This window comes from Paenarthrobacter sp. NyZ202 (assembly GCF_049860755.1).
GTDB lineage: Bacteria > Actinomycetota > Actinomycetes > Actinomycetales > Micrococcaceae > Arthrobacter.
The window spans coordinates 2,484,062-2,510,199 of the sequence record NZ_CP187556.1 but is presented as its reverse complement, the minus strand read 5'-3'; the positions used below and the strand labels follow the sequence as shown (position 1 = coordinate 2,510,199).

General features: G+C 63.4%; 23 protein-coding genes. 15 read left to right on the top strand and 8 right to left on the bottom strand.

The features are described from left to right. Positions 1–3: 3 nt before the first annotated feature. Both ACPFL9_RS11605 and holA read left to right on the top strand, forming a co-directional pair. Complete coding sequence (locus ACPFL9_RS11605; protein ID WP_426002794.1) at positions 4–1,755, top strand: ComEC/Rec2 family competence protein; 1,752 nt, start codon at positions 4–6, stop codon at positions 1,753–1,755. Continuing rightward, positions 1,677–2,690 (top strand): DNA polymerase III subunit delta, encoded by a 1,014-nt coding sequence (gene holA, locus ACPFL9_RS11600; protein WP_426002792.1) that lies wholly within the window; start codon positions 1,677–1,679, stop codon positions 2,688–2,690. Before ACPFL9_RS11605 ends, holA begins: the two co-directional genes overlap by 79 nt. Before the next feature lie 114 nt (positions 2,691–2,804). On the opposite strand, the gene rpsT is transcribed toward holA, so the two are convergent. Beyond that, positions 2,805–3,065 carry a 30S ribosomal protein S20 gene (gene rpsT / locus ACPFL9_RS11595; RefSeq protein ID WP_021470575.1) on the bottom strand — a complete coding sequence of 87 codons (261 nt, stop codon included), beginning with the start codon at positions 3,063–3,065 and terminating at the stop codon, positions 2,805–2,807. Positions 3,066–3,232: 167 nt separating this feature from the next. Continuing rightward, positions 3,233–3,766: a type II toxin-antitoxin system PemK/MazF family toxin gene (locus ACPFL9_RS11590; RefSeq protein WP_426002790.1), complete on the bottom strand. Its 534-nt coding sequence runs from the start codon at positions 3,764–3,766 to the stop codon at positions 3,233–3,235. Between the two features lie 156 nt (positions 3,767–3,922). Between ACPFL9_RS11590 and lepA the strand changes: the two genes are divergently transcribed. Both lepA and hemW read left to right on the top strand, forming a co-directional pair. Continuing rightward, positions 3,923–5,776 (top strand): translation elongation factor 4, encoded by a 1,854-nt coding sequence (gene lepA / locus ACPFL9_RS11585; RefSeq protein ID WP_426002788.1) that lies wholly within the window; start codon positions 3,923–3,925, stop codon positions 5,774–5,776. Positions 5,777–5,778: 2 nt separating this feature from the next. Further along, positions 5,779–7,008 (top strand): radical SAM family heme chaperone HemW, encoded by a 1,230-nt coding sequence (gene hemW, locus ACPFL9_RS11580; RefSeq protein WP_426002786.1) that lies wholly within the window; start codon positions 5,779–5,781, stop codon positions 7,006–7,008. Position 7,009: 1 nt separating this feature from the next. On the opposite strand, the gene ACPFL9_RS11575 is transcribed toward hemW, so the two are convergent. After that, a complete protein-coding gene (locus ACPFL9_RS11575) occupies positions 7,010–7,423 on the bottom strand; it encodes a DUF4870 domain-containing protein (RefSeq protein ID WP_426002785.1) in 414 nt (137 codons plus the stop codon). A gap of 106 nt (positions 7,424–7,529) precedes the next feature. Continuing rightward, entirely contained in the window at positions 7,530–8,378 is an 849-nt protein-coding gene (locus ACPFL9_RS11570; protein WP_426002783.1) for a DUF3097 domain-containing protein, read from the bottom strand. A 213-nt stretch (positions 8,379–8,591) separates the two neighbouring features. On the opposite strand from ACPFL9_RS11570, the gene hrcA reads away from it, so the two are divergent. Genes hrcA through ACPFL9_RS11555 form a run of 3 tightly spaced genes read left to right on the top strand, consistent with a single transcriptional unit; the run spans position 8,592 to position 11,553 of the window. Then, entirely contained in the window at positions 8,592–9,599 is a 1,008-nt protein-coding gene (hrcA, locus tag ACPFL9_RS11565; protein ID WP_426002781.1) for a heat-inducible transcriptional repressor HrcA, read from the top strand. 50 nt (positions 9,600–9,649) lie between these two features. After that, on the top strand, positions 9,650–10,780 hold the full coding sequence (gene dnaJ / locus ACPFL9_RS11560; protein WP_426002779.1) for a molecular chaperone DnaJ: 1,131 nt from the start codon (positions 9,650–9,652) through the stop codon (positions 10,778–10,780). Between the two features lie 2 nt (positions 10,781–10,782). After that, the gene (locus ACPFL9_RS11555) at positions 10,783–11,553 is read left to right on the top strand and encodes a 16S rRNA (uracil(1498)-N(3))-methyltransferase (protein ID WP_426002778.1); all 771 of its coding nucleotides are present in this window, start codon (positions 10,783–10,785) and stop codon (positions 11,551–11,553) included. A 39-nt stretch (positions 11,554–11,592) separates the two neighbouring features. Here ACPFL9_RS11555 and ACPFL9_RS11550 read toward each other — a convergent pair whose 3' ends face one another. Continuing rightward, entirely contained in the window at positions 11,593–12,465 is an 873-nt protein-coding gene (locus ACPFL9_RS11550; protein ID WP_426007540.1) for a GerMN domain-containing protein, read from the bottom strand. A gap of 362 nt (positions 12,466–12,827) precedes the next feature. Between ACPFL9_RS11550 and ACPFL9_RS11545 the strand changes: the two genes are divergently transcribed. From ACPFL9_RS11545 to ACPFL9_RS11525, 5 genes are all read left to right on the top strand, one after another. After that, entirely contained in the window at positions 12,828–13,904 is a 1,077-nt protein-coding gene (locus ACPFL9_RS11545; RefSeq protein ID WP_426002776.1) for a PhoH family protein, read from the top strand. Continuing rightward, positions 13,901–14,374 carry an rRNA maturation RNase YbeY gene (gene ybeY / locus ACPFL9_RS11540; protein ID WP_426002774.1) on the top strand — a complete coding sequence of 158 codons (474 nt, stop codon included), beginning with the start codon at positions 13,901–13,903 and terminating at the stop codon, positions 14,372–14,374. Before ACPFL9_RS11545 ends, ybeY begins: the two co-directional genes overlap by 4 nt. Then, the gene (locus tag ACPFL9_RS11535; RefSeq protein WP_426002773.1) at positions 14,371–15,702 is read left to right on the top strand and encodes a hemolysin family protein; all 1,332 of its coding nucleotides are present in this window, start codon (positions 14,371–14,373) and stop codon (positions 15,700–15,702) included. The genes ybeY and ACPFL9_RS11535 overlap by 4 nt, the downstream gene beginning before the upstream one ends. Next, positions 15,686–16,648, top strand: a complete 963-nt coding sequence (gene era, locus ACPFL9_RS11530) for a GTPase Era (RefSeq protein ID WP_426002771.1) — start codon at positions 15,686–15,688, stop codon at positions 16,646–16,648. The genes ACPFL9_RS11535 and era overlap by 17 nt, the downstream gene beginning before the upstream one ends. A 194-nt stretch (positions 16,649–16,842) precedes the next feature. Then, entirely contained in the window at positions 16,843–18,324 is a 1,482-nt protein-coding gene (locus tag ACPFL9_RS11525) for an LCP family protein (RefSeq protein ID WP_426002769.1), read from the top strand. A gap of 88 nt (positions 18,325–18,412) precedes the next feature. Here ACPFL9_RS11525 and ACPFL9_RS11520 read toward each other — a convergent pair whose 3' ends face one another. Continuing rightward, the gene (locus ACPFL9_RS11520) at positions 18,413–20,365 is read right to left on the bottom strand and encodes a M13 family metallopeptidase (RefSeq protein WP_426002768.1); all 1,953 of its coding nucleotides are present in this window, start codon (positions 20,363–20,365) and stop codon (positions 18,413–18,415) included. A 249-nt stretch (positions 20,366–20,614) separates the two neighbouring features. Here ACPFL9_RS11520 and leuA point away from each other — a divergent pair, with 249 nt between their 5' ends. From leuA to ACPFL9_RS11505, 3 genes are all read left to right on the top strand, one after another. Continuing rightward, positions 20,615–22,354, top strand: coding sequence for a 2-isopropylmalate synthase (leuA, locus tag ACPFL9_RS11515; protein ID WP_426002767.1), 1,740 nt, complete (start codon positions 20,615–20,617; stop codon positions 22,352–22,354). 71 nt (positions 22,355–22,425) lie between these two features. Beyond that, entirely contained in the window at positions 22,426–23,196 is a 771-nt protein-coding gene (recO, locus tag ACPFL9_RS11510; RefSeq protein WP_426007539.1) for a DNA repair protein RecO, read from the top strand. A 2-nt stretch (positions 23,197–23,198) separates the two neighbouring features. Beyond that, entirely contained in the window at positions 23,199–24,023 is an 825-nt protein-coding gene (locus tag ACPFL9_RS11505; RefSeq protein WP_426002765.1) for an isoprenyl transferase, read from the top strand. Between the two features lie 14 nt (positions 24,024–24,037). Here ACPFL9_RS11505 and ACPFL9_RS11500 read toward each other — a convergent pair whose 3' ends face one another. After that, positions 24,038–25,108: an alpha/beta hydrolase gene (locus ACPFL9_RS11500; RefSeq protein WP_426002763.1), complete on the bottom strand. Its 1,071-nt coding sequence runs from the start codon at positions 25,106–25,108 to the stop codon at positions 24,038–24,040. Next, positions 25,092–26,135, bottom strand: a complete 1,044-nt coding sequence (locus ACPFL9_RS11495) for an alpha/beta hydrolase (RefSeq protein ID WP_426002762.1) — start codon at positions 26,133–26,135, stop codon at positions 25,092–25,094. Before ACPFL9_RS11495 ends, ACPFL9_RS11500 begins: the two co-directional genes overlap by 17 nt. Positions 26,136–26,138 lie beyond the last annotated feature (3 nt).

Sequence of the window (26,138 nt, the reverse complement as noted above, 5' to 3'; positions counted from 1 at the left end):
GCCGTGCAGTCCGCAGATTCTCCGCGCCGCCTTGATCTGCGCTTGCTGCCTGCCGTTACCACCACGTGGCTTTCAGTACTTGTGGCCATTGCCGTTCCCGCCATGCAGGCATTTGTGATGTGTACTGCCCTGTTGGTGCTGGCGCTTGTTCTCTGGGGTACGGCAGGCCTGCGGCGCAGGGGCGGACACCGCCGCCGGACCATGTGGGCCACGATGGCGTTGGCCTGTGCCGTGTCAGCTGCAGCTACCGGGCACGCTGCCGCGGATGCTGTCCAGCGGCAGGACGGACCACTGGCAGCTGCACCGCAGGATGGCGGCGCAGTCGTGGCCGAGGTGGAGATCTCGGGCATACCCACGGCCCTGCCGTTTCCGGGGCGGGGAGACGGAGGACTATGGCGGGTGCCGGCAACCATGGTCAGGATGACCGCCAAGGGGCAGGTGGTTCAAGGAGCCGCGCAGCTGGTTGTGCTCGGGACCGGGGAGTGGAGCAGTGTCCGGCCCGGCACACGCGTCCGCACCATAGGCAGGCTCAAAGAGCCGGGGCCGGGCAGCGCCGGGGCCATGGTCCTGTCTGCTTCCACCAAGCCGCAACTGGTGGGACAGGAGTGGAGCCTTGTGAACGCAGCTGCCCAGCTCAGGGCGCAGTTCCGCACGTCGGCGGCGTGGCTGCCCCCCGATGCCGCCGGGTTGCTGCCGGGAATGGTCACGGGAGACACCACGTCCTTGCCGGCACCTCTGGAACTGGACATGCAAACCACAGGCATGACGCATCTGACGGCCGTTTCCGGTGCTAATTGTTCGTTGGTTCTTGGCGGTTTCATCGTTCTGGCCAGGACCCTTCGCCTCCCCAGGCCACCGGCCGCCGCTTTCGCTGCCGGCGGGCTGGCGGCGTTCGTCGTGCTGGTGGGGACGGAACCCAGTGTCCTTCGGGCCGCCGTGATGGGCTGTGCGGGGCTGGTGCCGCTCATGGGTGGACACCGGGGAAGGTCACTGTCTTTTCTCTTCGCGGCCATCATTGTCCTCCTCATTGCAGAGCCTGCCCTGGCCGGCAGCCCAGGCTTCCTCTTATCGGTCCTCGCCACCCTGGGTATCGTGCTCCTCGCCACCCGGATCGGTTCGTGGCTCCCGGGACGCTTGCCTGCATGGCTGGCCACAGGGTTCGCTGTTCCGCTGTCCGCACAGGTTCTGTGCGGACCGGTCATCGTCATGCTCCAGCCCCAGTTGTCTCCCTACGCGCTGCCTGCGAATCTTCTTGCCGGTCTTTTCGTAGCTCCCATAACCATCCTTGGAACCATTGCCGTTCCCCTGAGCGCCGTCCATCCCGGACTGGCGGTTGTGCCGCTGGCTGTCGCGGGAGCGTGCGCCGGTGTGGTGGCCGGGATCGCCAGGTTCTTTGCAGCGCTTCCTGGGGCCGCGCTGCCCTGGGCTGAAGGGCCGGTGGGTGTCCTGGCGATGTGTACGTTGTCCGTAATGACCGTCATGGTGGTGTGGGCCGTGCTGCATCCGCGTGGTGTCCGGACCGGAGTTCTTGCCCTTCATCACCGGCTGGTGGTTGCCCTGGAGAGGGCCGGAGGCAACCGGCCGTCACGCAGAGCTGCCCCCGCGAACCGGCGCGATGCGCGCCCTGGGCATGGCAAACTTGGTATCTGCACCAAACCGTCCGGAAGGAAGTACCAGTGGCTGCCCAAAACACGCGGGCCAGGAGCGCAGCAGCGAACCAGATCACCTGGCGGGACGCATCGCCGGCTCCGGTAGTGCTGGTTAGCGGCCCGGAAGAGTACCTCGGGATCCGTGCCATGGACAGTATCCGGGCGCAGGTACGATCCTCGTCTCCCGATGTTGAGCTCACCAGGCTGTCCGCGGGCTCCTACGAGGCCGGATCGTTGGCCATGGCTGTAGCCCCTTCGCTCTTCGGCGAAGGGAAGCTCATCGAGGTGGACGGCCTGGAAGCCATGAACGATGCTTTCCTGGCCGACGGACTCGCATACCTTTCCAACCCTGAAGAGGACGTCGTCCTGGTGCTGAGGCACGCGGGCGGAACCCGGGGAAAGAAGCTGCTGGACGCGGTCAAATCAGCGGGTTGGCCCCTCGTCGATTGTCAGCCACTGAAGAAGGACTCGGACAAGACGGCCTTCGTCGTCTCGGAATTCAAGGCCGGAGGCCGCCGGATAGAGGGAGAAGCCGTCCAGGCGCTGGTCAATGCCGTGGGGGCCAACCTTTCCGAACTGGCGGCCGCATGCAACCAGCTCATTGCTGACGCCACCACTACGGTGGACGCGGCGACGGTGGAGCGGTACTACGGCGGCAGGGTGGAGGCGACCGCTTTCAAGGTGGCGGACGCTGCAATGGCCGGCAACGGGCCGCTGGCCCTGTCGACGCTGCGCCACGCCTTGTCCACGGGCGTCGACCCTGTCCCGCTTGTTGCAGCGCTGGCCGCAAAGCTGAGGACCTTGGCCAAGGTAGCGGGCGCACAGGGTTCTGCTGCTTCCATCGCCAGGAACCTCGGCATGCAGCCGTGGCTTGTTGAACAGGCCCAGCGCGATGTGCGTCGATGGACCCCCGAGGGGCTCATCCGGTCAATCCAGGTTGTTGCCGAGGCTGATGCCCAGGTGAAGGGGCTGTCCAGGGATCCTGTCTATGCAGTGGAACATGCGGTCACAGTGATTGCCACGTCCGCGCAGCGCCGTTGACCCGTGAGGCAGCGCCGTTGACCCGCGAGGCAGCGCCGTTGACGCGGCAGACGGCGAGAGGCCGGTACCCCGCGGGGTACCGGCCTCTCATCAGCTCAGTCGAACTGGAAAACCTTAGAGTGCGTTGACCTTCTTGGAGATCGCCGACTTGCGGTTTGCAGCGTTGTTCTTGTGAATAACGCCCTTGCTGACAGCCTTGTCCAGCTTACGGCTGGCAGCAACAAGTGCAGTTGCAGCAGCATCCTTGTCAGCAGACGCAACGGCGGTGTTGACGGCGCGGATGGCAGTCTTCAGCTCGGACTTGACGGCGTTGTTACGCAGGCGAGCCTTCTCGTTGGTGAGGATGCGCTTCTTCTGGGACTTGATATTAGCCACGTATGAACTCTCTTTTTAATGCGGAAATGGTCTAGAGGGTTATCAGGTTGGCCATCGACTGAGCGGCGTGGGGATGCCTATGGCAGCCAACCATGCGTGACCGTCGACCTGCACGGACACACAGCTACAAATACTAGCAGAAAGACCGGCGGCGTTGCGAGCCGTGGTCAGTTCCACTGATGCCGTTCCTTCATGGCCTTGGACACGGCATTGAACCGCGACTGGCCCAGGACCGCACCCTCACGCCGGACAGCCTGTGGATCCAGGCGGATAACCCTGTCCAGTTTCACCTCGCTGGGTCGTCCTTGGCGGTCCCATGGTCCGCTTCCAATATCAACGTAGTCGCCCGCACGGTATCCGTTGTCGTGGTCCTTGGACGTCAGCATGAGGCCCAGCAGCCAGCCTCCGTCGCGTCCCACCACCAGGACCGGACGGTCCTTGCCCCGCGAGTGGTCCTCTTCGTAAGGGACCCAGCTCCAGACAATCTCCCCGGGATCCGGTTGCCCGTCCGGCTTTGGCGCATAGTTCATGCGGGCCGTGCCGGTGAAGTCGCCCGGATATGCGATGGATTGTTTTCCGGCGCCGGGCGCCCGGCCATGCCTATGGGCGGAAGGTGCGGGGGTGCCCGGCTTTGACCCGGCACCCAGTGCTTTGAGGGAACGCAATACCAGTCTGCCAAGAGGGCGCAAGTCAAAAGCCATGCACCAAAGCTACCTTGCATACCACCTGTCCGGTCCCGGATGTACGGCGGAGCACTGGTTCATGGGAGACTAGAGGATCAGAGATACGGCGCGTCCCGGCCAGCCATAGCAAAGCCGGTGGAAAAGCCGTGTGAGTGTCGACAGTAAGGATCCTGCGTGTCTCCCATGGCCCGCACCGCACCGGTGCCCGCCGCAACAGATCCGGCCATCATCCGGAACTTCTGCATCATTGCCCACATCGACCACGGCAAGTCGACCCTGGCCGACCGCATGCTGCAGTTCACCGGCGTCGTACAACAGCGTGACATGAAGGCCCAGTACCTGGACCGCATGGACATCGAGCGGGAGCGCGGAATCACCATCAAGTCCCAGGCAGTCCGCATGCCATGGGAGGTTGAAGGCACGCCCTACGCCCTCAACATGATCGACACTCCCGGGCACGTCGACTTCACCTACGAGGTCTCCCGGTCACTGGCTGCGTGCGAGGGTGCCGTGCTGCTGGTGGACGCCGCGCAGGGCATCGAGGCCCAGACCCTGGCCAACCTGTACCTGGCCATGGAGAACGACCTCACGATTATCCCGGTCCTGAACAAGATCGACCTTCCGGCAGCACAGCCCGAAAAATACGCGGAGGAGCTTGCCAACCTCATTGGCGGCGACCCGGAGGAAGTCCTGAAGGTCTCCGGCAAGACCGGTGTGGGGGTCGAGGCCCTGCTGGACAGGATTGTCCGTGACATTCCCGCCCCGGTGGGCAACGCCGATGCTCCTGCGCGTGCCATGATCTTCGACTCCGTCTACGACACCTACCGCGGTGTCGTCACCTATGTGCGTGTCGTGGATGGCCAGCTCTCGCCGAGGGAGCGGATCCAGATGATGTCCACCAAGGCGAGCCATGAGCTGCTGGAGATCGGCGTCAGCTCGCCGGAACCGGTCCCGTCCAAAGGGCTGGGCGTTGGCGAGGTCGGCTACCTGATCACCGGCGTGAAGGACGTGCGCCAGTCCAAGGTAGGCGACACCGTCACCAACCACGCCAAGCCTGCGCAGGAGATCCTTGGGGGCTACCAGGATCCCAAGCCCATGGTCTTCTCGGGCCTCTACCCGTTGGACGGCACGGACTACCCCAACCTCCGCGAGGCCTTGGACAAGCTGAAGCTCAATGACGCTGCGCTGGTCTACGAGCCGGAAACCTCCGCGGCCCTCGGCTTCGGCTTCCGTGTCGGCTTCCTCGGCCTCCTCCACTTGGAGATCGTCCGCGAACGGCTGGAACGCGAATTCAACCTGGACCTCATTTCCACCGCTCCCAACGTGGTGTACGAGGTCACCCTCGAGGACAAGTCGATCGCCACCGTGACCAATCCGTCCGAGTTCCCCACGGGCAAGGTGAACGAAGTCCGCGAACCCATGGTGGCGGCGACCATCCTTGCGCCGAACGAGTTCGTGGGCGCGATCATGGAACTCTGCCAGAACCGGCGGGGTCAAATGCGGGGCATGGACTACCTGTCCGAGGACCGCGTCGAGATGCGCTACTGGATTCCGCTGGCGGAAATCGTGTTCGACTTCTTTGACCAGCTCAAATCCAAGACCCGGGGCTACGCCTCGCTGGACTGGAAGGCCGACGGCGAGCAGGTGGCCGACCTTGTCAAGGTGGACATCCTTCTCCAGGGCGAACAGGTGGACGCCTTCAGCGCCATTACGCACCGCGACAAGGCATACGCGTACGGTGTGATGATGACGTCCAAGCTGCGCGAGCTGATCCCGCGCCAGCAGTTCGAAGTTCCCATCCAGGCTGCGATCGGTTCCCGGATCATCGCCCGTGAAAACATCCGGGCCATCCGCAAGGATGTTCTTGCCAAGTGCTACGGCGGCGACATCACCCGTAAGCGCAAGCTGCTGGAAAAGCAGAAGGAAGGCAAGAAGCGCATGAAGATGGTTGGGCGCGTGGAGGTGCCGCAGGAGGCGTTCATCGCGGCGCTGACCACCGACGAGTCCAAGGACAAGGCCAAGAAGTAGTCATGCCCAGCGTCCTTCCTTTGGGCGACCCGGCACCTGCGGACGGCCTGCTGCCCCCGCAGGTGCAGTCCGGCGTCGAACACCGCAGGTTCGGGCTGTATGTCCACATCCCGTTCTGCGCCGTCAGGTGCGGGTACTGCGATTTCAACACGTACACGGCCACGGAACTGGGTGGAGGCGCGTCTCAGGATGCGTACGCCGGCACCGCGGTGGCCGAAGTCGCTTTCGCGGCATCGGCACTGGACGCTTCCGGAGTGCCGCGCCGCCCGCTGAGCACTGTGTTCTTCGGCGGCGGAACGCCCACGCTGCTGCCTGCCGGGGACCTCGCCCAAATACTGCGTGCCGCAGTCGCGGAGTGGGGCCTTGCGCCCGGTGCCGAAGTCACCACTGAGGCCAACCCGGATTCCGTTACTCCTGAGTCCCTGCAGGTGCTGGCCGACGCGGGGTTCACCAGGGTTTCTTTCGGGATGCAGTCGGCCGTGCCGCATGTGCTCAAGGTCCTCGACCGCACACATACTCCCAGTAAAGTCCCCCAAGTGGTGCAATGGGCCAGGGAAGCAGGCCTGGCGGTCAGCCTTGACCTCATTTACGGCACACCGGGGGAATCGATGGAGGACTGGCAGACCTCGTTGGAAACTGCCCTCTCCTACGAACCCGACCACATCAGTGCCTACGCGCTGATTGTTGAAGACGGCACCAAGCTTGCCGCCCAAATCCGCCGCGGTGAGGTGCCGGGTATTGACGACGACGATCACGCGGCCAAGTACGAACTCGCCGACGCCCTGATCTCCCAGGCCGGCCTGGAGTGGTACGAGGTCAGTAACTGGGCGCGGACCCCGGACCAGGCTTGCCGCCATAACCTCGCCTACTGGCGGGGCGACGACTGGTGGGGAATCGGCCCCGGCGCCCACTCACATGTGGGCGGCGTCCGTTGGTGGAACGTCAAGCACCCTGTGGCCTACGCCTCGCGGCTGGCCGCTGGGAGCTCACCGGCCGCCGGGCGCGAAACGCTCGACGCCGGAACCCGGGAAGTGGAGCGCATCATGCTGGAGGCGAGGCTCGCCTCGGGTCTGCTCGTTGATGCCCTGGGTGGCTCCGGCCGGCACGCCATGGCCGGGCTGATCGCCGATGGTTTGGTGGACCCGGCGGCTGCCTTCCGGGGCAGTCTGCAGCTCACCCTGAAGGGGCGGCTGCTTGCCGATGCTGTTGTCCGCAGGATCTTGCCGGAGTGAGCTACTTGATCCAGCGGAGGTTGAACCGGTAGCGGTGCGGCTGCCCGTGGTTGACGCGGATACCGGCTGAGACGGAGAAGCAGGTCAGGGCCACCCAGATGGCTGTGGCAATGACCGCGAAGATGTTGCCCACCACCGGCAGGAGCACCAGGATGTTCGCCACTGCGGCGGCAATGGTGGGAGGAAGCGTGAAATTCAGTGCTTCCTTGGATTCCTGGGCCGTGAAGGGCCCGCGGTCCTTGAAGATCAGGTAGATCAGCAGGGAGGGAATGCAGCCCAGGATGCCGCCGAAGTGCGCCAAGGTGGCCCACTGGCGGTCTTCGCCTGCGGTCAGGGGGAGTGCGTTCGCAGGTGCGCCATGGTACTGGGGCTGACCAGCGGCCCGGCCCGGCTCATCAGGTGCGTTGTCTGCCACGGTGTGTTCCCTTTGCTTCGAGGTGCTGCGGTCTTGCTGTCCCAGAATACTGTGTCCCGGCCGGGTTCCGGGACCACGGTGCCGTGACCCGCGCCGGGAATTTCCGCTAAGGGGCCGTGAGGAAGTCGATGACTTCTTCCACCCTCCCCAACAGCGAGGCCTCGAGATCGGCGTAGGTACGTACCGCCCCCAGGAGCCGCTGCCAGCCCAGGCCGATGTCCTCGGCGGTGGTGTGCGGCCACCCAAAAGCCTTCAGGATTCCGGTTTTCCAGTCCATGCCCCTGGGAACTGAGGGCCACTGCTCGATGCCGAGGACTTTGGGCCTGATCGCCTGCCATACGTCCACATAAGGGTGTCCGACAATCAGTACGTTTCCCGTGGCGCCGGGAAACGTCATCGCCTCCGCAGCGATCCGGGATTCCTTGGAGCCGGCCACAAGGTGGTCCACCAGGATGCCAAGCCGACGCCCGGGACCAGGCTTGAAGGCGGCAATCGCGGCCTTGAGGTCATCCACGCCGTGCAGTGGTTCCACCACGATGCCCTCGGCCCGCAAGTCGTCACCCCAGACTTTTTCCACGAGTTCGGCATCGTGCTTGCCCTCAACCCAGATCCGGCTCGCCTTGGCTACCTGGGCCCGCTGGCCCTCCACCCGCACCGAGCCGGATGCTGTACGGCCACCTGCCGGCGAGGCGGGCGCTTTCGCCGCGGGCGGCATGAGCCGGATGGCTTGGCCTTCCAGAAGGAAGCCATAACCGAGCTGAAAGGATTTGGTCTTGCCCCGGCGGTCCTCCAGCGACACGATATGCATTCCGCCGGATTTCTCCACGCGCGTGACTTCTCCCACCCAGCCGGACTGCACGTCCTCCAGGACCATGCCCCGCTGGACGGCGACTTCAGGGAGCCCGGTTTTGGCCGGGGCGGAGAGATCGGTGGGACCCCACGTGTCAAAGGCCAAGGGCCTGCCTCTCGTAGCTGGGCGGGATTAGCAGGACGGCAAGGGTGCGCGGCCCGCGCCCGACATCCCGGCGGGCGGTTTCCATGCTAACAACGCCGGGGCGCATACTAGACTATTAGCACTTGGGCATGTTGAGTGCTAAAAACGGTGTGAGCCGTCTGTCCCGCGATCAGTGGTCGGCGGGACCGGGGAAAGTCGTCAGGAGGTGTTGCAATGAGTGAGCCACGCAAGCTTGAAGTGCTCCGTGCCATCGTTGAGGACTACGTACACTCCCGGGAGCCCGTGGGGTCAAAGGCGTTGGTGGAGAGGCACCATCTTGGCGTGTCCAGTGCCACCATCAGGAACGACATGGCGGTCCTGGAAGAGGAAGGCCTCATCGCAGCGCCGCACACGAGTGCGGGGCGCATTCCCACGGACAAGGGCTATCGCCTGTTCGTGGACCGGATCTCACAGGTCAAGCCTCTGTCTGCTGCGGAACGGCGCGCCATCCATTCCCTGCTTGAAGGACCGGATGATCTTGATGACATCCTGGAGCGGACCGTACGGCTGCTGTCCCAGCTGACCAACCAGGTGGCCGTGGTGCAGTATCCCCACTCCAAGCAAGCCCTGGTACGCCACGTGGAATTCGTCCTCCTGGGCCCAACCCAGGTACTGGCAGTCCTCATCGCCGACACCGGCAGCGTGGGCCAGAAAGTCATCGAGACCGGATCTGAGGTCTCCAACGACGCCCTGATGGCTCTGCGCTCCAAGTTCCTTGGCAGCATTGCCGGCACGCAGTTGTCCCTCCTGCCCCAGGTTCTTCCCTCGGTGGTCGCGCTGTGCCGTCCCGAGCTCCGGGGCCTGGCGCAGAGACTTGCCCACGGACTCGAAACTTTGAGCGATACCAGCAGGGAGGAGCGGATTCTGCTGGCCGGAACTGCCAACCTGGCCCGCTCCAACGTCGACTTTCCCCTGAGCATCGGCCCGGTTCTTGAAGCCCTTGAGGAACAAGTGGTCATGCTCCGGTTGTTGTCGGATATGGGCGACGACCCACGGGGTGTAACGGTCAGCATCGGGCGCGAGAACCCCTACGACGGGCTGGCGGAAGCATCGGTGGTGGCTACCGGCTACGGCTCGGGAGCCAAAGTCGGAATCCTTGGTCCCACCAGGATGGACTATCCCACCACCATGGCCGCGGTACGCGCCGTGGCCAGATACCTGTCACGAATTCTCGGTGGCTGAAGCAGCCCCGTGGTAAAGAACTGCAGTACAACAAGGAAGAGATACCGACTTTGAGCAGCCACTATGACGTTTTGGGAGTCTCCCCGGAAGCGACCGGAGAAGAGATCAAAAAGGCGTACCGAAAGTTGGCACGAAAGCTTCACCCGGACGTCAACCCGGGCGAGGACGTCGCGGAACAGTTCAAAGCAGTGACCCATGCTTACGAAGTCCTGTCCGACCCCCAGAAGCGGCGGGTGTACGATGCAACCGGCAACGAGAACGGTACCGACAACGGGTTCGGTGGCGGCTACTCCGGCCAGGGTTTCGCGTTCCAGGACATCTTCGATACTTTCTTCGGCGGTGGCGCAGGCGGCCACGCAGGCCCGGCTTCCCGTGTACGCCGCGGACAGGACGCCCTCATCAGCGTCAGGATCGACCTCAAGGATGCCGTCTTCGGTGTCAATAAGAAGCTTGAAGTAGATACCGCCGTCGTATGCCCCACCTGTGACGGCAGTTGCTGCCGCCCGGGCACGCATCCGGAGCGGTGCGACATCTGTGGCGGAAGCGGCCAGGTACAGCGCGCGGTCCGGTCCATCCTCGGCCAGGTGATGACCACGGCACCCTGCGGTTCCTGTGAGGGCTTCGGCACCATCATCAAGGATCCGTGCAACGAGTGCAGCGGCCAGGGACGTATCCGCAGCCGCCGTTCGCTCACCATCAAGGTCCCCGCCGGTGTAGCCACAGGAACCCGTATCCAGCTCTCCGGCCAGGGCGAGGCCGGTCCTGCAGGTGGTCCGGCCGGCGACCTGTACGTGGAGATCCGGGTCAACAACGATCCCACGTACGTCAGGGAAGGCGACGACCTCCACGCAACGTTGAGCGTGCCGATGACTGCAGCCGCGCTCGGCACCGAATTGAACCTTGAAACCTTTGACGGCCCGCAGGAAATCGACGTCAAGTCCGGAACCCAATCCGGTGAAATCATCACCCTGCGTGGTCTCGGTGTGACACACCTGCGTGGGTATGGCCGCGGCGACCTCAAAGTGCACCTCCATGTTGAGACGCCCAGCAAGCTGGATGCGGCGCAGGAAGACCTGCTAAGGCAGCTCGCCAAGTTGCGCGGGGAACAGTTCACGGAGGGCAAGCTGGTGGCTAGCGGCGGCATGTTCGCCAAGCTCCGGGACAAGCTCGGTAACCTGTAGCGGTGAGCAATCCCGTTTTCTTCGCCTCGCCGGGTGCGCTGGATGGCGTCGGGCCGGGCTCGGTGTTCGTCCTGGACGGACAGGAAGCCCGGCACGCTGTCACGGTAAAGCGGATCGTGGCCGGTGAATCCGTGGACATCACCGACGGCGCCGGGACCCGCCTCACCGGGACGGTGGTTGAAGCCGGGCAGGGGTCGTTGTCCGTTGAGGCCGGTGAGGTTTCCTTCGAGCAGCGCCCTGCGGTCCGTCTGGTGCTTGTCCAGGCTTTGGCCAAGGGCGACCGCGACGAGCTGGCCATTGAGACGGCTACCGAGCTTGGAATTGATGCGGTGGTGCCGTGGCAGGCTGAACGTTCCATTGTCCGGTGGAAGGGCGACCGGGCAGCCAAGGCCCATGCCAAGTGGCAGTCCGTGGTGGCAGCTGCGGCCAAGCAGGCCCGCAGGTCCTGGATACCCGAGGTTCGTCCTGTGGCGGACTCGGCCGGCCTGTCCAAGGCGGTCGCGGCAGCAGACATGGCCATCATCCTGCATGAGGACGCCAGGAACTCTCTGCGGTCTGTCCTGGAAGCGGCAAGCCTGGTGGCTGACGGGACAGAAGCACCCCTTGAAGTGCTTTTGATCGTGGGACCGGAAGGCGGCATCTCACCGCGGGAAGTTACCCGGCTCAGTGACGCGGGGGCCGTTACGGCGCTCTTGGGTCACCACGTGTTGCGGTCGTCGACGGCGGGTCCTGCCGCCGTCGTTCTTGCCAGCGATGTCCTGGGACGCTGGTAGGCGCTGCCGACAGCCCCTCCCGGCTACCGCCCGGCAGGGTTATTGGACGCGGAACAGCCGGGTATCGGTAGTGCTTTCATCGGTTTGGCCGGATGCGTCCACCTGCGAAACACGAACCTCGTACTTCCCGGGGTTCAGCGTGGCGCTGAAGGAGAAGACGCCGAGTTGCCCGGCCTCGCCGGAAGCTTTCGTCTGGCCGGTCAGCAGGTTGGCCCGGTCCCCGTTGCCATTGTCCTGCAGAATCTGCCAGGCCACGGGCAGTGAGCTGTTGGTGGTGCGTCCATTGAACTTGACGGCTCCGGGCGGAAGGGCGTTGTCTTCCTGGGGATCGATAATCCACAGGGGGGCCACCAAGGAGGCATCCCGGGACATGGGCTGGCCGAGGCGGACCTGGCCGAAGGCCATGAAATCCGTATGTCCGTCCACCAGGATGACTACCTGGATCTGCTGCCCGGAATTGATCAGTCCCGACGACGAAGCAGCCGCGGTAGCCGTATAGACGAGCTGCTGGATTGCCCGCTGCGCCATGCCGGCGTCGAGGTTGGAGTTGAAGGCATCACGGGAAACGTCGACCGTGATGACGTTCTTGCCCGAAATTGAGGTGGCCAAACTGCCGGGCTCCTGCCACGGCGTGAAGAAGTCGTGGTCCAGCGGCTTGTCGGCCATCATGATCCGCAGGGCTGTGGTCACGGGGTTCCCATCACCCGAAATGTCCCGGAACTCGCGGTAGAGGTACACCTCGTCCTTGCTGCGACCGATCCAGTACACGGGAATCTTGGTGGAAGCCTGGGTTGTTTCCAGCGGTGCATTGCTGGCCGGGGCCTCCTGGAGACTGGCCGCCGGGGGGCTGGTGGACTCCGGAGTGGAACCACCGTTGGCGATGCAGCCCGTCAACAGGAGGACAGCAAGCATTGCCGGCGCGGCCACCACGGATTTCCTCCGTTGTGGTGCGCCATGCTGGGTGTGTGCCGGCTGCTTGATGGGGGGTCCTTGCCTTGGTTTCGGCGGTGTCCGCCGGAAGTTTTTCACGTGGCGTTGTTTCTGCCCGCCATGCCAGCTTGGCACATCGGCGGCGGCGGTCACCGGGGATTTCCGGGCATGCGCCGCAACTGAAACAGTATTGATACCCGCCCGATGCCGAGTTGAGACAAAATGTCGCAGGGTGCCTGCCTGCCCGGCCGGGCGACAGAAGGCGTCCGCCGAAGGGCGGGCTGGCGTAGGATTGAAGGCAACTGAGAACCAACCCGAGGAGAACAGGCCACACGGCCACCACTATGAGTGAATCCCTGAATGGGCGGCAGCGGACCGGCAACGGGAACCCGGCCTCCACAGAGTTCCCGCACACCTTACCGGGTACGCGCACGGAAATCGTCACGTTCGACAACTCCGATCAGATGGTTCACTCGCTGGGCAGCCACGACGAGGCCTTGCGATACATCGAGGAGCAGTTCCCGGATGTCAGCTTCCACGTCCGCGGCAACGAGCTGTCCATGACGGGCCCTACGACCGTTATCCCCAGGATCATGCGGCTTTTGGAGGAAGTCCGCGGACTGGTCGCGAAAGGCACCGTAGTCACCCCGGACGTCTTGCAGCAGCTCGTGTCCCTGCTGCGGTCGCAGTCGGCCCAGAACCCCGTGGATGTTCTGACCCACAACATCCTCTCCAGCAGGGGCCGGACCATCCGCCCCAAGACGTTGAACCAGAAGAACTACGTCGATGCCATCGATGACAACACGGTGATTTTCGGAATCGGTCCGGCCGGTACCGGCAAGACCTACCTGGCCATGGCCAAAGCGGTGCAGGCCCTGCAATTGAAGGAAGTCAACCGCATCATCCTCACCCGTCCCGCTGTTGAGGCAGGGGAGCGGCTGGGCTTCCTGCCCGGAACCCTCAGCGACAAAATCGATCCGTACCTGCGTCCCCTGTACGACGCATTGCACGACATGATGGACCCTGAGTCCATACCGCGCCTCATGGCCGCCGGAACAATCGAAGTGGCACCGCTGGCGTACATGCGCGGACGCACGTTGAACGACGCCTTCATCATCCTCGACGAGGCCCAGAACACCACCCCGGAACAGATGAAGATGTTCCTGACCCGCCTGGGATTCGGTTCCAAGATGGTGGTCACCGGGGACGTCACGCAGGTAGACCTGCCTTTCGGCGCGACCTCGGGCCTCCGGATCGTCCGTGAAATCCTCAAGGGCATCGACGGCATCAACTTCTCGATCCTCGAAGCTTCGGACGTTGTCCGCCACCGGCTCGTGGCAGACATCGTGTCCGCCTACAGCACGTGGGACGACGCCCACCGTTCGGGGGACGCCCATCACAAACGTGGAGAACGAAAATGAGCATTGAGGTCAACAACGAGTCCGGTGTGGCAGTGGATGAAGAGCAGCTTGTGACGCTGTCCCGCTACATCTTCGAACGCCTCTACATCCATCCCCAGGCGGAGCTGTCGATTCTCCTGGTGGATGAGCCGGCCATGGAGAAGCTGCACATCGAACTCATGGATGAACCCGGCGCCACCGATGTCCTCTCCGTGCCCATGGATGAGCTGACCCCCGGAACACCGGACAAGCCTGCCCCGCAGGGCATGCTCGGAGACATCGCCATCTGCCCCCAGGTGGCAGAGGTCCAGGCCCGCAATGCCGGTCATCCCACCCAGGAGGAAATGCTCCTGCTGACGACGCACGGCATCCTCCACCTGCTGGGGTTTGACCATGCCGAGCCCGAAGAAAAGGAAGAGATGTTCGGGCTGCAGCGCGAGCTTCTCTCCGGGTTCCTCGGCAAGGACGCCCCCATGGAGACCATGCAGTGACCTTATTGATCCTGGTCGGCATGGCTCTGGTTTTCCTCAGCTTTGTCGCCCTGTTGACTGCCGCCGAGGCAGCCTTCAATTTCCTGCCGCGGCACGAGGCCGAGCAATCCGTCCTCCGCAGCAAGGGAAGAGCCCTTGCAAGCATCCTGAAAGACCCTGTAGCGCACACGCGGGCGCTGCGGTTTTGGCGGGTGTGGTTCGAGATGGCTGCCGCTGTTGCTGTGGCGCTGGTCCTTCACAGCCTGCTGGACAATGTGTGGCTCACAGGGCTCGCAGCCACAGGCATCATGGCAGTCATTGGCTTCGTCCTCGTCGGTGTTTCGCCCCGGCAACTGGGCAGGACGCACTCCGGTCCGGTGGTGAGGTTCACCGCTCCTTTGATCAGGTTCCTCTGCTGGGTTCTGGGGCCCATTCCCGGCTGGCTGGTTGCCCTGGGAACTGCGGTGGCACCTGGTGCGCCGGCCGGTGACGATGCGTTCGTCAGCGAAGAGGAATTCCGCGAGTTCGTCGACCGTGCCGCGGAATCAGACATGATCGAAGACAACGAAGCCGAGCTTATCCAGTCCGTCTTTGACTTTGGCGACACGCTGGTCCGCTCCGTCATGGTTCCCCGCACGGACATCGTCAGCATTTCCACGGGCTCGGACCTGGAAGCCGCGATGGCACTTTTCCTGCGCTCAGGGTACTCACGTATCCCGGTCATCGGAGAGAACACTGACCAGATCCGCGGCATCCTCTACCTCAAGGATGTAGCTGCGGCCATGCACCGCACCGAACCCGGGCTCCCGCCACACGACGTCGATTCGCTGGCAAGGGAAGTACGCTACGTTCCCGAGTCCAAGCCTGTCAGCGATCTTCTGAAGGAGCTCCAGCAGGAGTCCACCCATGTGGCCATCGTTATCGACGAATATGGCGGAACTGCCGGCCTGGTAACCCTGGAGGACCTCATTGAGGAAATCGTGGGTGAGATTGTCGATGAATACGACGCCGCCGCCGAAGAGGCTGTTGACCTGGGCGACGGAAGCTTCCGCGTCAGTGCCCGGATGAGCATCGACGACCTCGGGGAACTCTTTGACATGGACCTTGACGACGACGAGGTCGACTCGGTAGGTGGCCTGCTGGCGAAGGCCCTGGGGCAGGTCCCCATCGTTGGCAGCGCCGTCGAGGTGCACGGCATCAGCCTTCGGGCCGACCGCCTGGAAGGACGGCGCAACAGGGTCAGCCACATCATTGCGGCGGCCATGCCAAAGGAAGACACTGACTTTGAGGACCTCTTCGATGAGGCCGATACAACGCAACAGGGAGTTCCACGTGAGCAAGCAAAATAAGACGCACGGCGCCGAAGAGCCTTACGGTGGCTTCCACGCCGGATTCTCGGTTTTGGTGGGGCGTCCCAATGCGGGCAAGTCGACTTTGACCAACGCGTTGGTTGGACAAAAAGTTGCCATCACCTCCGCAAAGCCGCAGACCACGCGCCACACCATCCGCGGGATAGTCCACCGCGAGGACGCGCAGTTGATCCTGGTTGACACTCCGGGGCTGCACCGGCCGAGGACCCTGCTGGGCAAGAGGCTTAACGAGTTGGTGGCTGACACCCTCGCCGAGGTTGACGCCATCGGGTTCTGTCTACCGGCCAACGAGAAAATTGGTCCGGGCGACAAGTACATCGCAGCCCAGCTCGCCGCCGTCGGGAAGAAGCCGATCGTGGCAATCGTCACCAAGACAGACCTGGTGGACCGGCAGGCCCTGACCGAACAACTGCTGGCCGTTGCAGAACTGGGCCGCGAGGTCCTCGGGGGCCAGGGGTGGGCCGACATTGTCCCGGTTTCGGCGGCCGATGGCTTCCAGGTGGGCACGGTGGCCGATGTCCTCATTAAGCACATGCCGCCGTCGCCACCTTTGTACCCCGACGGCGAGCTGACGGATGAACCCGAGGCGGTGATGATCGCCGAACTGATCCGGGAGGCGGCACTGGAAGGCGTCCGCGATGAGCTGCCCCATTCATTGGCCGTTGTGGTTGAGGAAATCGTGCCCAGGGAAGGGCGCGCGGAGGACAATCCGCTGCTCGATGTCCGGGTCAATCTCTATGTTGAGCGTCCCTCGCAAAAAGCAATCATCATCGGCAAGGGCGGCAGCCGGCTCAGGGAAGTCGGCACGAATGCCCGCAAGGGCATCGAGACCCTGCTGGGAACGCGGATCTACCTTGATCTGCACGTCAAGGTGGCCAAGGACTGGCAACGGGATCCCAAACAGCTGGTCAAGCTCGGCTTCTGACCGGTATCTCCACAACGGCGTGGCTGGGGGGTCGATAAGGAACTTCCCAGAATCGGCCACTATGATTGCGGAGATCCACGTGTTTGAGGAAAGGTAACCGAATAGTGCGACGTCGTGACGCCCGCCCAGAGGGCCCCGGCACCGCTTCCGATGCGGCGCGCCATGGCGGGGAGGCTCTGAACACCCCACGCCATATGAATGCGCCCAAGGGACTTCCCCTGTGGTTGAAGATCGTGACCGGTGTCGTGTCGGTGGCCTTGGTCGCAGGTGTCGCGTTTGCTGCGTTTTGGTACATCAGGCTCCAAAGCAACATCACCAAGGCACCCCTGAGCGCCGGTGAAACCAGGGATACCGGCGATGCCGTGGTTAACGACAAGTCCGACCGCCTCCAGATCCTCATCCTCGGTTCGGATACCCGCGACGGCAAGAATGCCCAGTACGGCAGCGTCGAAGACTCAACGGGATACGGACACTCGGATGTCATGATGCTGCTGGACATCTCAGCGGACAACAAGCGCGTGAGCGTTATGAGTTTCCCCCGGGACCTTCTGGTGGACGTGCCCGAGTGCACCGACCACACCAACAACCAGTCGTTTCCCGCCAGGAGCGGTGTGATGATCAACGCAGCCATGGCCGAAGCCGGCATCGGCTGCGCTGTTGACACTGTCAACAAGCTGACGGGGTTGGAAATCGACCACTTCATGATGGCTGATTTCAATGCGGTCAAGGAATTGTCCATGGCCGTGGGCGGCGTGGACGTCTGCGTCAGCGACCCGGTGTTCGACCCCGACTCGGGACTGCGTTTGGCGAAAGGCAACTCGCAGGTCGAAGGCGAGCAAGCCTTGGCGTTCCTGCGGACGCGACACGCCTTCGGGGATGGCGGCGACCTTGGCCGCATTAAAGGCCAGCAGGCGTTCCTGTCTTCCCTCACGCGCAAACTTAAGTCCGAGGGCACCCTGGGTAATCCGCAACGCCTGCTGCAGATCGCGGACGTCATTACCCAGAACCTTACTGTCGACGAAGGCCTCGCATCCGTCCCCACGTTGTTGACCATCGGCGGTCGACTCAAGGACATCGATGTGTCCAAGGTTGCGTTCGTTTCTGTTCCCACGCAGGCAGCCGCCCTGGACCCCAACCGCCTGGAACTGGTGGAACCGCAGGCATCGCAGTTGTTTGCAGCCTTGCGGGCCGACCTCGACCTGACGAATCCAGGTGCGACGTCCAGCCCTACCGCGTCCGAACCCGCTCCGGGTGCCGGGACCGAAGCGCCGGCCACCCCTGCGGCCCCCGCAGCTCCCGCCTACAACAAGGCCATCCAGCCCGTAGCCGTTGCCGACGGCAGCGGAGTGGGCACCCGGGCGCAGGAGATCCTGTCCGTGCTGACCGGCAACGGCTTCTCGCAGGCCGTTTCCTACCTCGCCAATCCCGTGGAACAAACAGCCGTCTACTACGGGCCAGGGTTTGCCGACGTAGCTACAGACGTAGCCACCCTGTTCGGGATTCCGGCAGCCCAGGTCCAGCAGGCGGCCGGGGTCTCGGGTGTGCAGCTCTATGTAGGTACGGATTTTGCTTCCGGCACGGCCTACGGAGCTACCTCGGTTCCCCCGGATGTCGTCAACCAGACCGCCAACGACGCCGTGTGTCAACAGGTGAATCCGTTGTACATCACGCAGTAGCGAGTCCGGTTCCATACCTGTAGAAACCACAAAGGGCCGGGAACCTGTGAACACTTCACAGGCTCCCGGCCCTTTTTGCTGCCCAGGGTTACCAGATGCTGACCCGTTCGCCGTGGTCCATCCACATGCCGTCTCCCTCGCGCACGTCAAAAGCCTGGTGGAAGGCGTCCAGGTTCCTCGCTATTGCGTTGGTCCGGAATTCATTGGGGGAGTGGGGGTCCGTGGCCAAGCGGCGGATGGCTTCCTCCGTCCGGATCACCTGACGCCAGCCAGCGGCCCAGGACATGAAGAAACGCTGCTCCCCGGTGAAACCATCGATCACTTCCGGTTCTTTGCCGTCCAGGCTGAGCTGGTACGCCTTGTACGCAATGGTCAGGCCGCCGAGATCGCCGATGTTCTCACCGAGGGTGAGCTTGCCGTTGACCTTGTGGTCCGGCGCAGCGTACGGAGACAACGCGTCGTACTGTTCCACCAGCTTTGCAGTGCGTGCTTCGAAGGCAGTGCGGTCTTCCTCGGTCCACCAGTTCCGAAGCGCTCCACTGCCGTCGAACTGTGAGCCCTGGTCATCAAAACCGTGGCCGATCTCATGGCCAATCACAGCACCGATGCCGCCGTAGTTGACGGCGTCGTCGGCGTCGGCAGTAAAGAACGGTGGCTGCAGGATGGCAGCCGGGAAAACGATCTCATTGAGCATCGGATGGTAGTAGGCGTTGACCGTCTGGGGCGTCATGAGCCACTTGTCGAGATCGACCGGCTTGCCCACTTCATCCAAATGCCGTTCAACGTCGGCATCGTGGGCCCGTTCGACGTTGCCCAGGAGATCCTGGGGATCGATCTTCACGCCCGAGTAGTCGATCCACTTTTCCGGGAAACCGATCTTGGGGCGGAATGCTTCAAGCTTCTTGAGGGCTTCGGCCTTTGTTTCTTCCCCCATCCACTCAAGGGAGGTGATGCTTTGGCGGTAAGCCTCGATCAGATTGGCCACCAGTGTCTGCATCCGTGCCTTGTGGCCGGCCGGGAAGTGGCGTTCCACGTAGATCTGCCCAACGGCCTCGCCCAAGGCGGCTTCGACGACGGCGACGCCCCGCTTCCAGCGTTCCTTGTTACGGGGCGTGCCGCTTAGGGTGGTTCCGTAGAATTCGAAGTTGGTGTCCACGAAGTCAGAGGACAGGTAGGGCGCAGCCGAGTTCAGGACGCGGAGCGTAAGCCACTCTTTCCAGGTTTCCAGGCTTTCCGATTCGAGCAGGGCTGTGGCGCCGGTAAAGAAATCCGGAGTGCTGACTACGAGTTCGCTTCGCTTGGATGCTTCGACCCGCGCTGCTGCAAACCACGTTTCCAGGAGCGGGAAGAGTGCCTTTGCTTCTTCCGCGCTCTTAAGGTTATACGTCTTCTGCGGGTCGCGGAGCGTGACCTTGTCCCAGTGGTGGGAAGCCAGCGCGGTCTCCAAGGCGACGATACGCCGGGAGGCGGCATCGGCGTCGGGAATTCCGGCCAGGCCGAAGAGCTTGGTGATGTATCCGCCGTAGGCTGCCACAATGGGCGCGAACTTTTCTTCACGGTAGTACGACTCGTCGGGAAGCCCCAGCCCGCCCTGGCCAATGTAGAGGAGGACCCGTTCCGGGTTGCCTGCATCAGGGGCAGGGTAGATGGAGAACAAGCCGGACACGTCCGAGCGGAACAGCCGCCCCATGAGTGAGGCGAACTCCGTCACGGACGAGGCGGCTTTGATCTCCTCCAGGCGGCCACGGATCGGATCAAGGCCCTTGGTTTCGGCAGCGGCTTCGTCCATGAAGCTGGCGTACAGCCCGCCCACCTGCTGTTCGACGCCGGAGGCGTCCTGTCCCTTGGCAGCGGCTTCCTCAATGATGGCCCTGACCGCAAGTTCGGCCTCGTCGCGCAATGCGGTGAAGGTACCTTCCAGCGGCCGGTCGTCAGGGATGGTGGTGCTGTTCAGCCAGGCCCCGTTGACGTGCTGGTAGAGGTCGTCCTGCGGCCTGACGCTGTGATCGATGTTGGAAAGTGTGATCCCCGACTCTGGCAATGTGGCTCCTTGGGTGGACGCTGCCGCCGGCGTTGCCACCGTCGCGGCGTCTGCATAGTGGACGTTGCATATGGTGTTGCACTGTCATCATACGCACCGTGCTAGGGTGAATCTGTGCGTGCGGGAATGCTTCTTCTTAGCTGCCGCGGCGAGGCCTGAAAGCTATCTGACGCTGGGCCACCCTCGCCGCGGAGTTTCGTTGTGCCCGGCTAAGCTTTCACTGATTACTTAGAGAAAAGGCCACACGACATGCGCAATGCACAAAAGCCCTCCGGTATGCCGATCCACCGGTACCTGCCTTTCCAGGACCAGATCACCGTTGAGGTCCCGGACCGGACCTGGCCGGACAAAGTCATCACCAAGGCTCCCCGCTGGTGCGCGGTGGACCTGCGCGACGGCAACCAGGCGCTCATCGATCCCATGAGCCCGGCCCGCAAGCTGAAGATGTTCCAGCTGCTCGTGAAAATGGGCTTTAAGGAAATCGAAGTCGGGTTCCCCTCGGCCTCGCAGACCGACTTCGATTTTGTCCGCCAACTGATTGAAGGCGGGCATATTCCGGACGACGTCACCATCCAGGTGCTGACGCAGGCGCGCGAGCACCTCATCGAGCGGACGTACGAGTCCCTGGTTGGTGCCAAGCAGGCGATCGTGCATCTGTACAACTCCACTTCCGTGTTGCAGCGCCGGGTGGTCTTTAACCAGGACGAGGACGGAATCCTGGATATTGCCCTGCAGGGTGCACGGTTGTGCAAGAAGTACGAAGAGACCCTGACGGACACGCACATCACGTACGAATACTCGCCGGAATCCTTCACGGGAACCGAGCTCGAGTACGCAGCCCGTGTCTGCAATGCAATCGCGGACGTTTTCGAAGCATCCGCGGACAAGCAGGTCATCATCAACCTGCCGGCGACCGTGGAGATGGCAACGCCGAATGTATACGCGGACTCCATTGAGTGGATGCACAGGAACCTGCACCCGCGTGAAGGCATCATCATCTCCCTGCACCCCCACAATGACCGTGGCACGGGTGTTGCGGCAGCTGAACTGGGCTACCTGGCAGGGGCGGACCGCATCGAGGGCTGCCTGTTCGGCAACGGTGAGCGGACGGGCAACGTGGACCTGGTCACGCTGGGCCTGAACATGTTTGTGCAGGGCATCGACCCGATGATCGACTTCTCGGACATCGACGAAGTACGCCGCACGGTCGAATACTGCAACCAGCTGCCAGTCCCCGAGCGTGCTCCCTATGGTGGGGACCTCGTTTTCACGGCTTTCTCCGGTTCGCACCAGGATGCCATCAAGAAGGGCTTCGAGGCACTGGAGAAGGATGCCGCCGCTGCCGGGGTTCCCGTCCAGGACTTCACGTGGCAGGTTCCCTATCTGCCCATCGACCCGAAGGACCTCGGCCGCAGCTACGAGGCTGTCATCCGTGTGAATTCCCAGTCGGGCAAGGGCGGCGTCGCGTATCTGCTGAAGAACGAGCACAACCTGGATCTGCCGCGCCGTGCGCAGATCGAGTTCTCCGGGGTCATCCAGCGCAGGACAGATGCGGTGGGCGGCGAGGTCAGCGGTTCCCAGCTGTGGCAGATCTTCCAGGACGAATACCTGCCCTCGGACGAGGAACAGGCCCAGTGGGGCCGGTATTCGCTGGGCAGTGTCAGCACGGAGACCGATGAAACCGGTGCCATGACCATGAACGCGAACCTTCGCATTGACGGTACCGAGGTGCGCCGGACCGGGCATGGCAACGGACCCATTGCGGCCCTGCTGGACATCCTGCACCACGACGGTGTGGACGTGCGTGTCCTGGACTACAGCGAACACGCTCTCTCTGAAGGCGGCAGCGCCAGTGCAGCCGCCTACGTGGAGTGCGCCGTGGGCGAACGTGTCCTCTGGGGTGTCGGAATAGACCCCAGCACCACCACTGCCTCGCTCAAGGCCCTGATCTCGGCAGTCAACCGCGCCGTTCGGGACGCCCAGGCGTAACTGCTGTTGCGTGTGGTGGCCCCCGGTGGGCCACCACACGCAACGCGCTGTCCATGCATGGCGTCAACTTGATGCGAAGATTAGGTGTGGCCAACCCATCGTCTTTTGCAGCCCGCTCCTACCGGGATGACGCCGTGGTGCTCCGTACCCACAAGCTGGGTGAAGCTGACCGGATCATTACGCTGTTGACCAAGCACCATGGCCAGGTGCGGGCCGTAGCCAAGGGCGTACGGCGTACAAGCAGCCGCTTTGGAGCCCGGCTGGAACCGTTCATGGTTGCGGACCTGCAGTTGGTGTCAGGCCGCACGCTGGACATCGTGACGCAGGCCGTCGCCAAAGGGGCATACGGCAGCAGCATCGCTTCCGATTACGGACGGTTCACCGTGGCAGCTGCCATGACGGAAACTGCAGAGAAACTCACCGACGCCGACGCCGAATCGGGGACAGCCCAGTACAACCTGCTCGTTGGCGCTTTGGCTGCGCTCAGCAGGTCGGAGCATCCACCGGAACTTATCCTCGATTCCTACCTGCTGAGGGCGTTAGCCACAGGAGGATGGGCGCCGAGCTTCACGGACTGTGCCAGGTGCGGCACACCCGGACCGCACACCGCATTTGCTGCTCCCCTCGGAGGGATGGTTTGTGGTGACTGCCGGCCCCCGGGGTCGCCGGCGCCTGCAGCGGAGACGGTCGTGCTGCTGGCCGCGCTCCTCACGGGAAACTGGGCCGTTGCGGATGTGTCCGATTCCCGGCATCGCCGGGAGGCTGCAGGTTTGGTGGCCAGCTACCTGCAGTGGCATCTTGAACGGGCCTTGAAATCACTCAAACACGTGGAGCGAAGCTGACTGTGGCACTAGGAAAGAAGAGCAAGACACCCCCGGCAAGGACAGCGCCGGTACAGGCACCTTATCCCCATTCGTCCGGAGCAGTGCCCCCCAGCATCCCCAGTGAATTGATTCCCCGCCACGTGGCGATCGTGATGGACGGCAATGGCCGTTGGGCAAACCAGCGGGGACTGCCGCGCATTGAAGGACACAAGGCCGGAGAACCCGCGCTCCTTGACGTCATGGCCGGTGCCATTGAGCTCGGGATAAAGTACGTGAGCGTTTATGCGTTCTCCACGGAGAACTGGCGGCGGTCTCCCGAGGAAGTCCGGTTCCTCATGGGATTTAACAAAGATGTGCTGCGTCGCCAGCGGAACCAGCTTGACGAATGGGGTGTCCGCATCCGCTGGGCAGGGCGCAGACCCCGCCTCTGGGGGTCGGTAATCAAAGAGCTGGAAGAAGCCGAAGACTACACACGCGCCAATGACACCTGCACGTTGACCATGTGTGTTAATTACGGTGGCCGGGCCGAGCTGGCCGACGCTGTGTCGGCCATTGCGCAAGACGTCGCTGCCGGCCGGCTGAAGCCCGGCTCTGTAACGGAAAAGACCATCCAGAAGTATCTGGACGAGCCCGATTTGCCAGACGTGGACCTCTTCCTCCGGAGCTCCGGCGAACAACGGCTCTCCAACTTCCTCCTGTGGCAGTCAGCGTATGCGGAGTTCGTTTTCATGGACACCCTGTGGCCGGATGTCGACCGCCGCACCCTCTGGGAGGCTGTGGAAATCTATGCCAAGCGGGACAGACGCTACGGTGGAGCCGTGGACGCCGCGCCTGCAGGGACGTAGCACGCCTGTGCCATTCAATCGGGATAGGCAGCCAACCACGCAGCAACGTCCCGGTATGCCTGCTCCCTGATCGTCCGCCGGGACAGAAAAATATCGTGCAGGGCACCCGGATATCGGAAGACTGCCGTCCGCCGGCCCAAGCCCAAGGCGCGCCTGGCCGTTTCTTCGACATCGATCACGGCGTCCGCCCGCATGAGATCTTCCGTCCATTCGGCCTGAATCCGGGTGCGGCCGGACAACAGGACCAGGACGGGCGCATCGATGGTGAGCTTGCGCTCCACTGAAGCATGCCCGGCCAGCACGGCTTTGGTCCAGCCTGCGCGGACAGGGAAAGAGGCGCGCGGCCGCCACGACGGGTCCAGGAACCATTCCCCGTGCGCTTCACTGCTGACGCTTTCCCAGTAAGCGGGCATCTCCGGGAACCGGAAAGGCCGCTTCGGGTCAGTGCGGGCAAAAGGCTCTACCAGGTGCATGGCGATGCTGCGGACCAGGCTGCTTCCCTGAAGTTCCAGCCAAGGGGAGTTGAGAACGAGCGTCCCGATGCGACCGGGATGGCGGTCTGCCCAAAGCGAGGCAATAAGACCCCCGAGGGAATGGGCCACGATATGCACACGGGCTGGTGCACTGTTACCGGTCCTGGCCGCGACGTCCTTGCCTGTTTCGGCCAGGGCCGCGGCGATGTCTTGGTCGTAGATTGATAGGTCGGAGGTGTATCCGGGTGTCTGGCCGGGCCTGAGGCTGCGCCCGAATTTCCGCAGGTCCAGAGCATAAAAGTGGAATCCTGATGACGTGAGGTACTCGGCCAGTTCTGTCTGCAGGAAGTAGTCCGCCCAGCCGTGCAGGTAGAGGACTACACGTGGGGGTCCTGCCGGAGCCGCCGCTGAACCGCGGTTCCGGCGTCGGAAGATTGTGGAAAGAAAGCCCGGCCCGGTAGCTGAAGCGGGTGGAACGGGCGGGGGAGCGTGGCGGATCAGGGTTGCCCTGACGTCCCCCTCGTCGTCCGGTGGCAGCGGCAGGTCCCTGCATTCAAACCCTGGTCCCAGGATGTCCGGCCGCCAGCTGACTGATTCATCCGTTGTGGTCATGCGTCCCTTTCTCCCCGTGCGTCGGCGCATCCATGTATCCCCGGATCCAGCGCGAAAGGCGTGCATAGGCCTCCGCCCGAACGTCCGGCGCGGACAGGAACACATCATGCAGTGCCCCCTCGATGCGTTCCAGCGTCACGCTGTGTCCAAGGGCCATCGCCCGAAGTGCAATGACATCCACGTCCAGGACGGCATCGGAGCGACGCATGGCTTCCTGCCACACCATGCCGTTGGCGCTGGTGGACGAGGTCAGGACGAGCACGGGGATTTCCAGGCGCAGTCCGCGGGCGACCTGGGTGTGACCGGCCAACACAGCGCTCAGCCAGCCTGCCCTGACAGGAAACGCTAAAGGGGGACGGTATCGTTCATCCAGCGGCCACTCACCCTCGGCGGTGTTACTGATGGAACGGAAGTAGAAGCCGCGCTCAGGCAGGCGAAGGACCGCCTCGGGGCGCACCCGTGCCAGAGGTCCCACCATGGCCTGGGCGGCGCGGCGGACCAAGGAACTGCCGTGCATCTCCAGCCAGGGACTGTTCAGGATCAGGTGCTTCACGCGGCCTGGATGCCGGCTGGTCCACAGCGCGGCGACCAGCCCGCCTGTCGAATGCCCCATCAGGGCTGTACCTGTTCCTGCACCTGCCGGCCGGTCCACCTCCATGGCCTCAAGCGCGCAGCTGATTTCCGCGTCGTAGTCATCCAGGTTTGCCACATAGCCCCCGGGATGCCCGTCGGTGAGGCTGCGTCCGTGGTTGTGCATGTCCAGCGCATAAAAGCCGTACCCTCGGGCGGTCCAGAACTTGGCCAGGTCCACGTTGAAGAAGTAGTCGCTCCAGCCGTGGAGGAACAGCACCGAGCCTCGTGAGCGCTCTTTTCCGGCCGGGAAGTCAACTGGCGGACTTGCTGGCGGATCGGTGTCGGCCGGACGGTGGCGGACCAGGGTTGCGCGGCGCACAGTACCGTCCCGCCCCGCTGCTTCGATACTGCAGGACTGGAAGTCGGGTCCCAGGATGTCAGTAGACCACTCCATGCC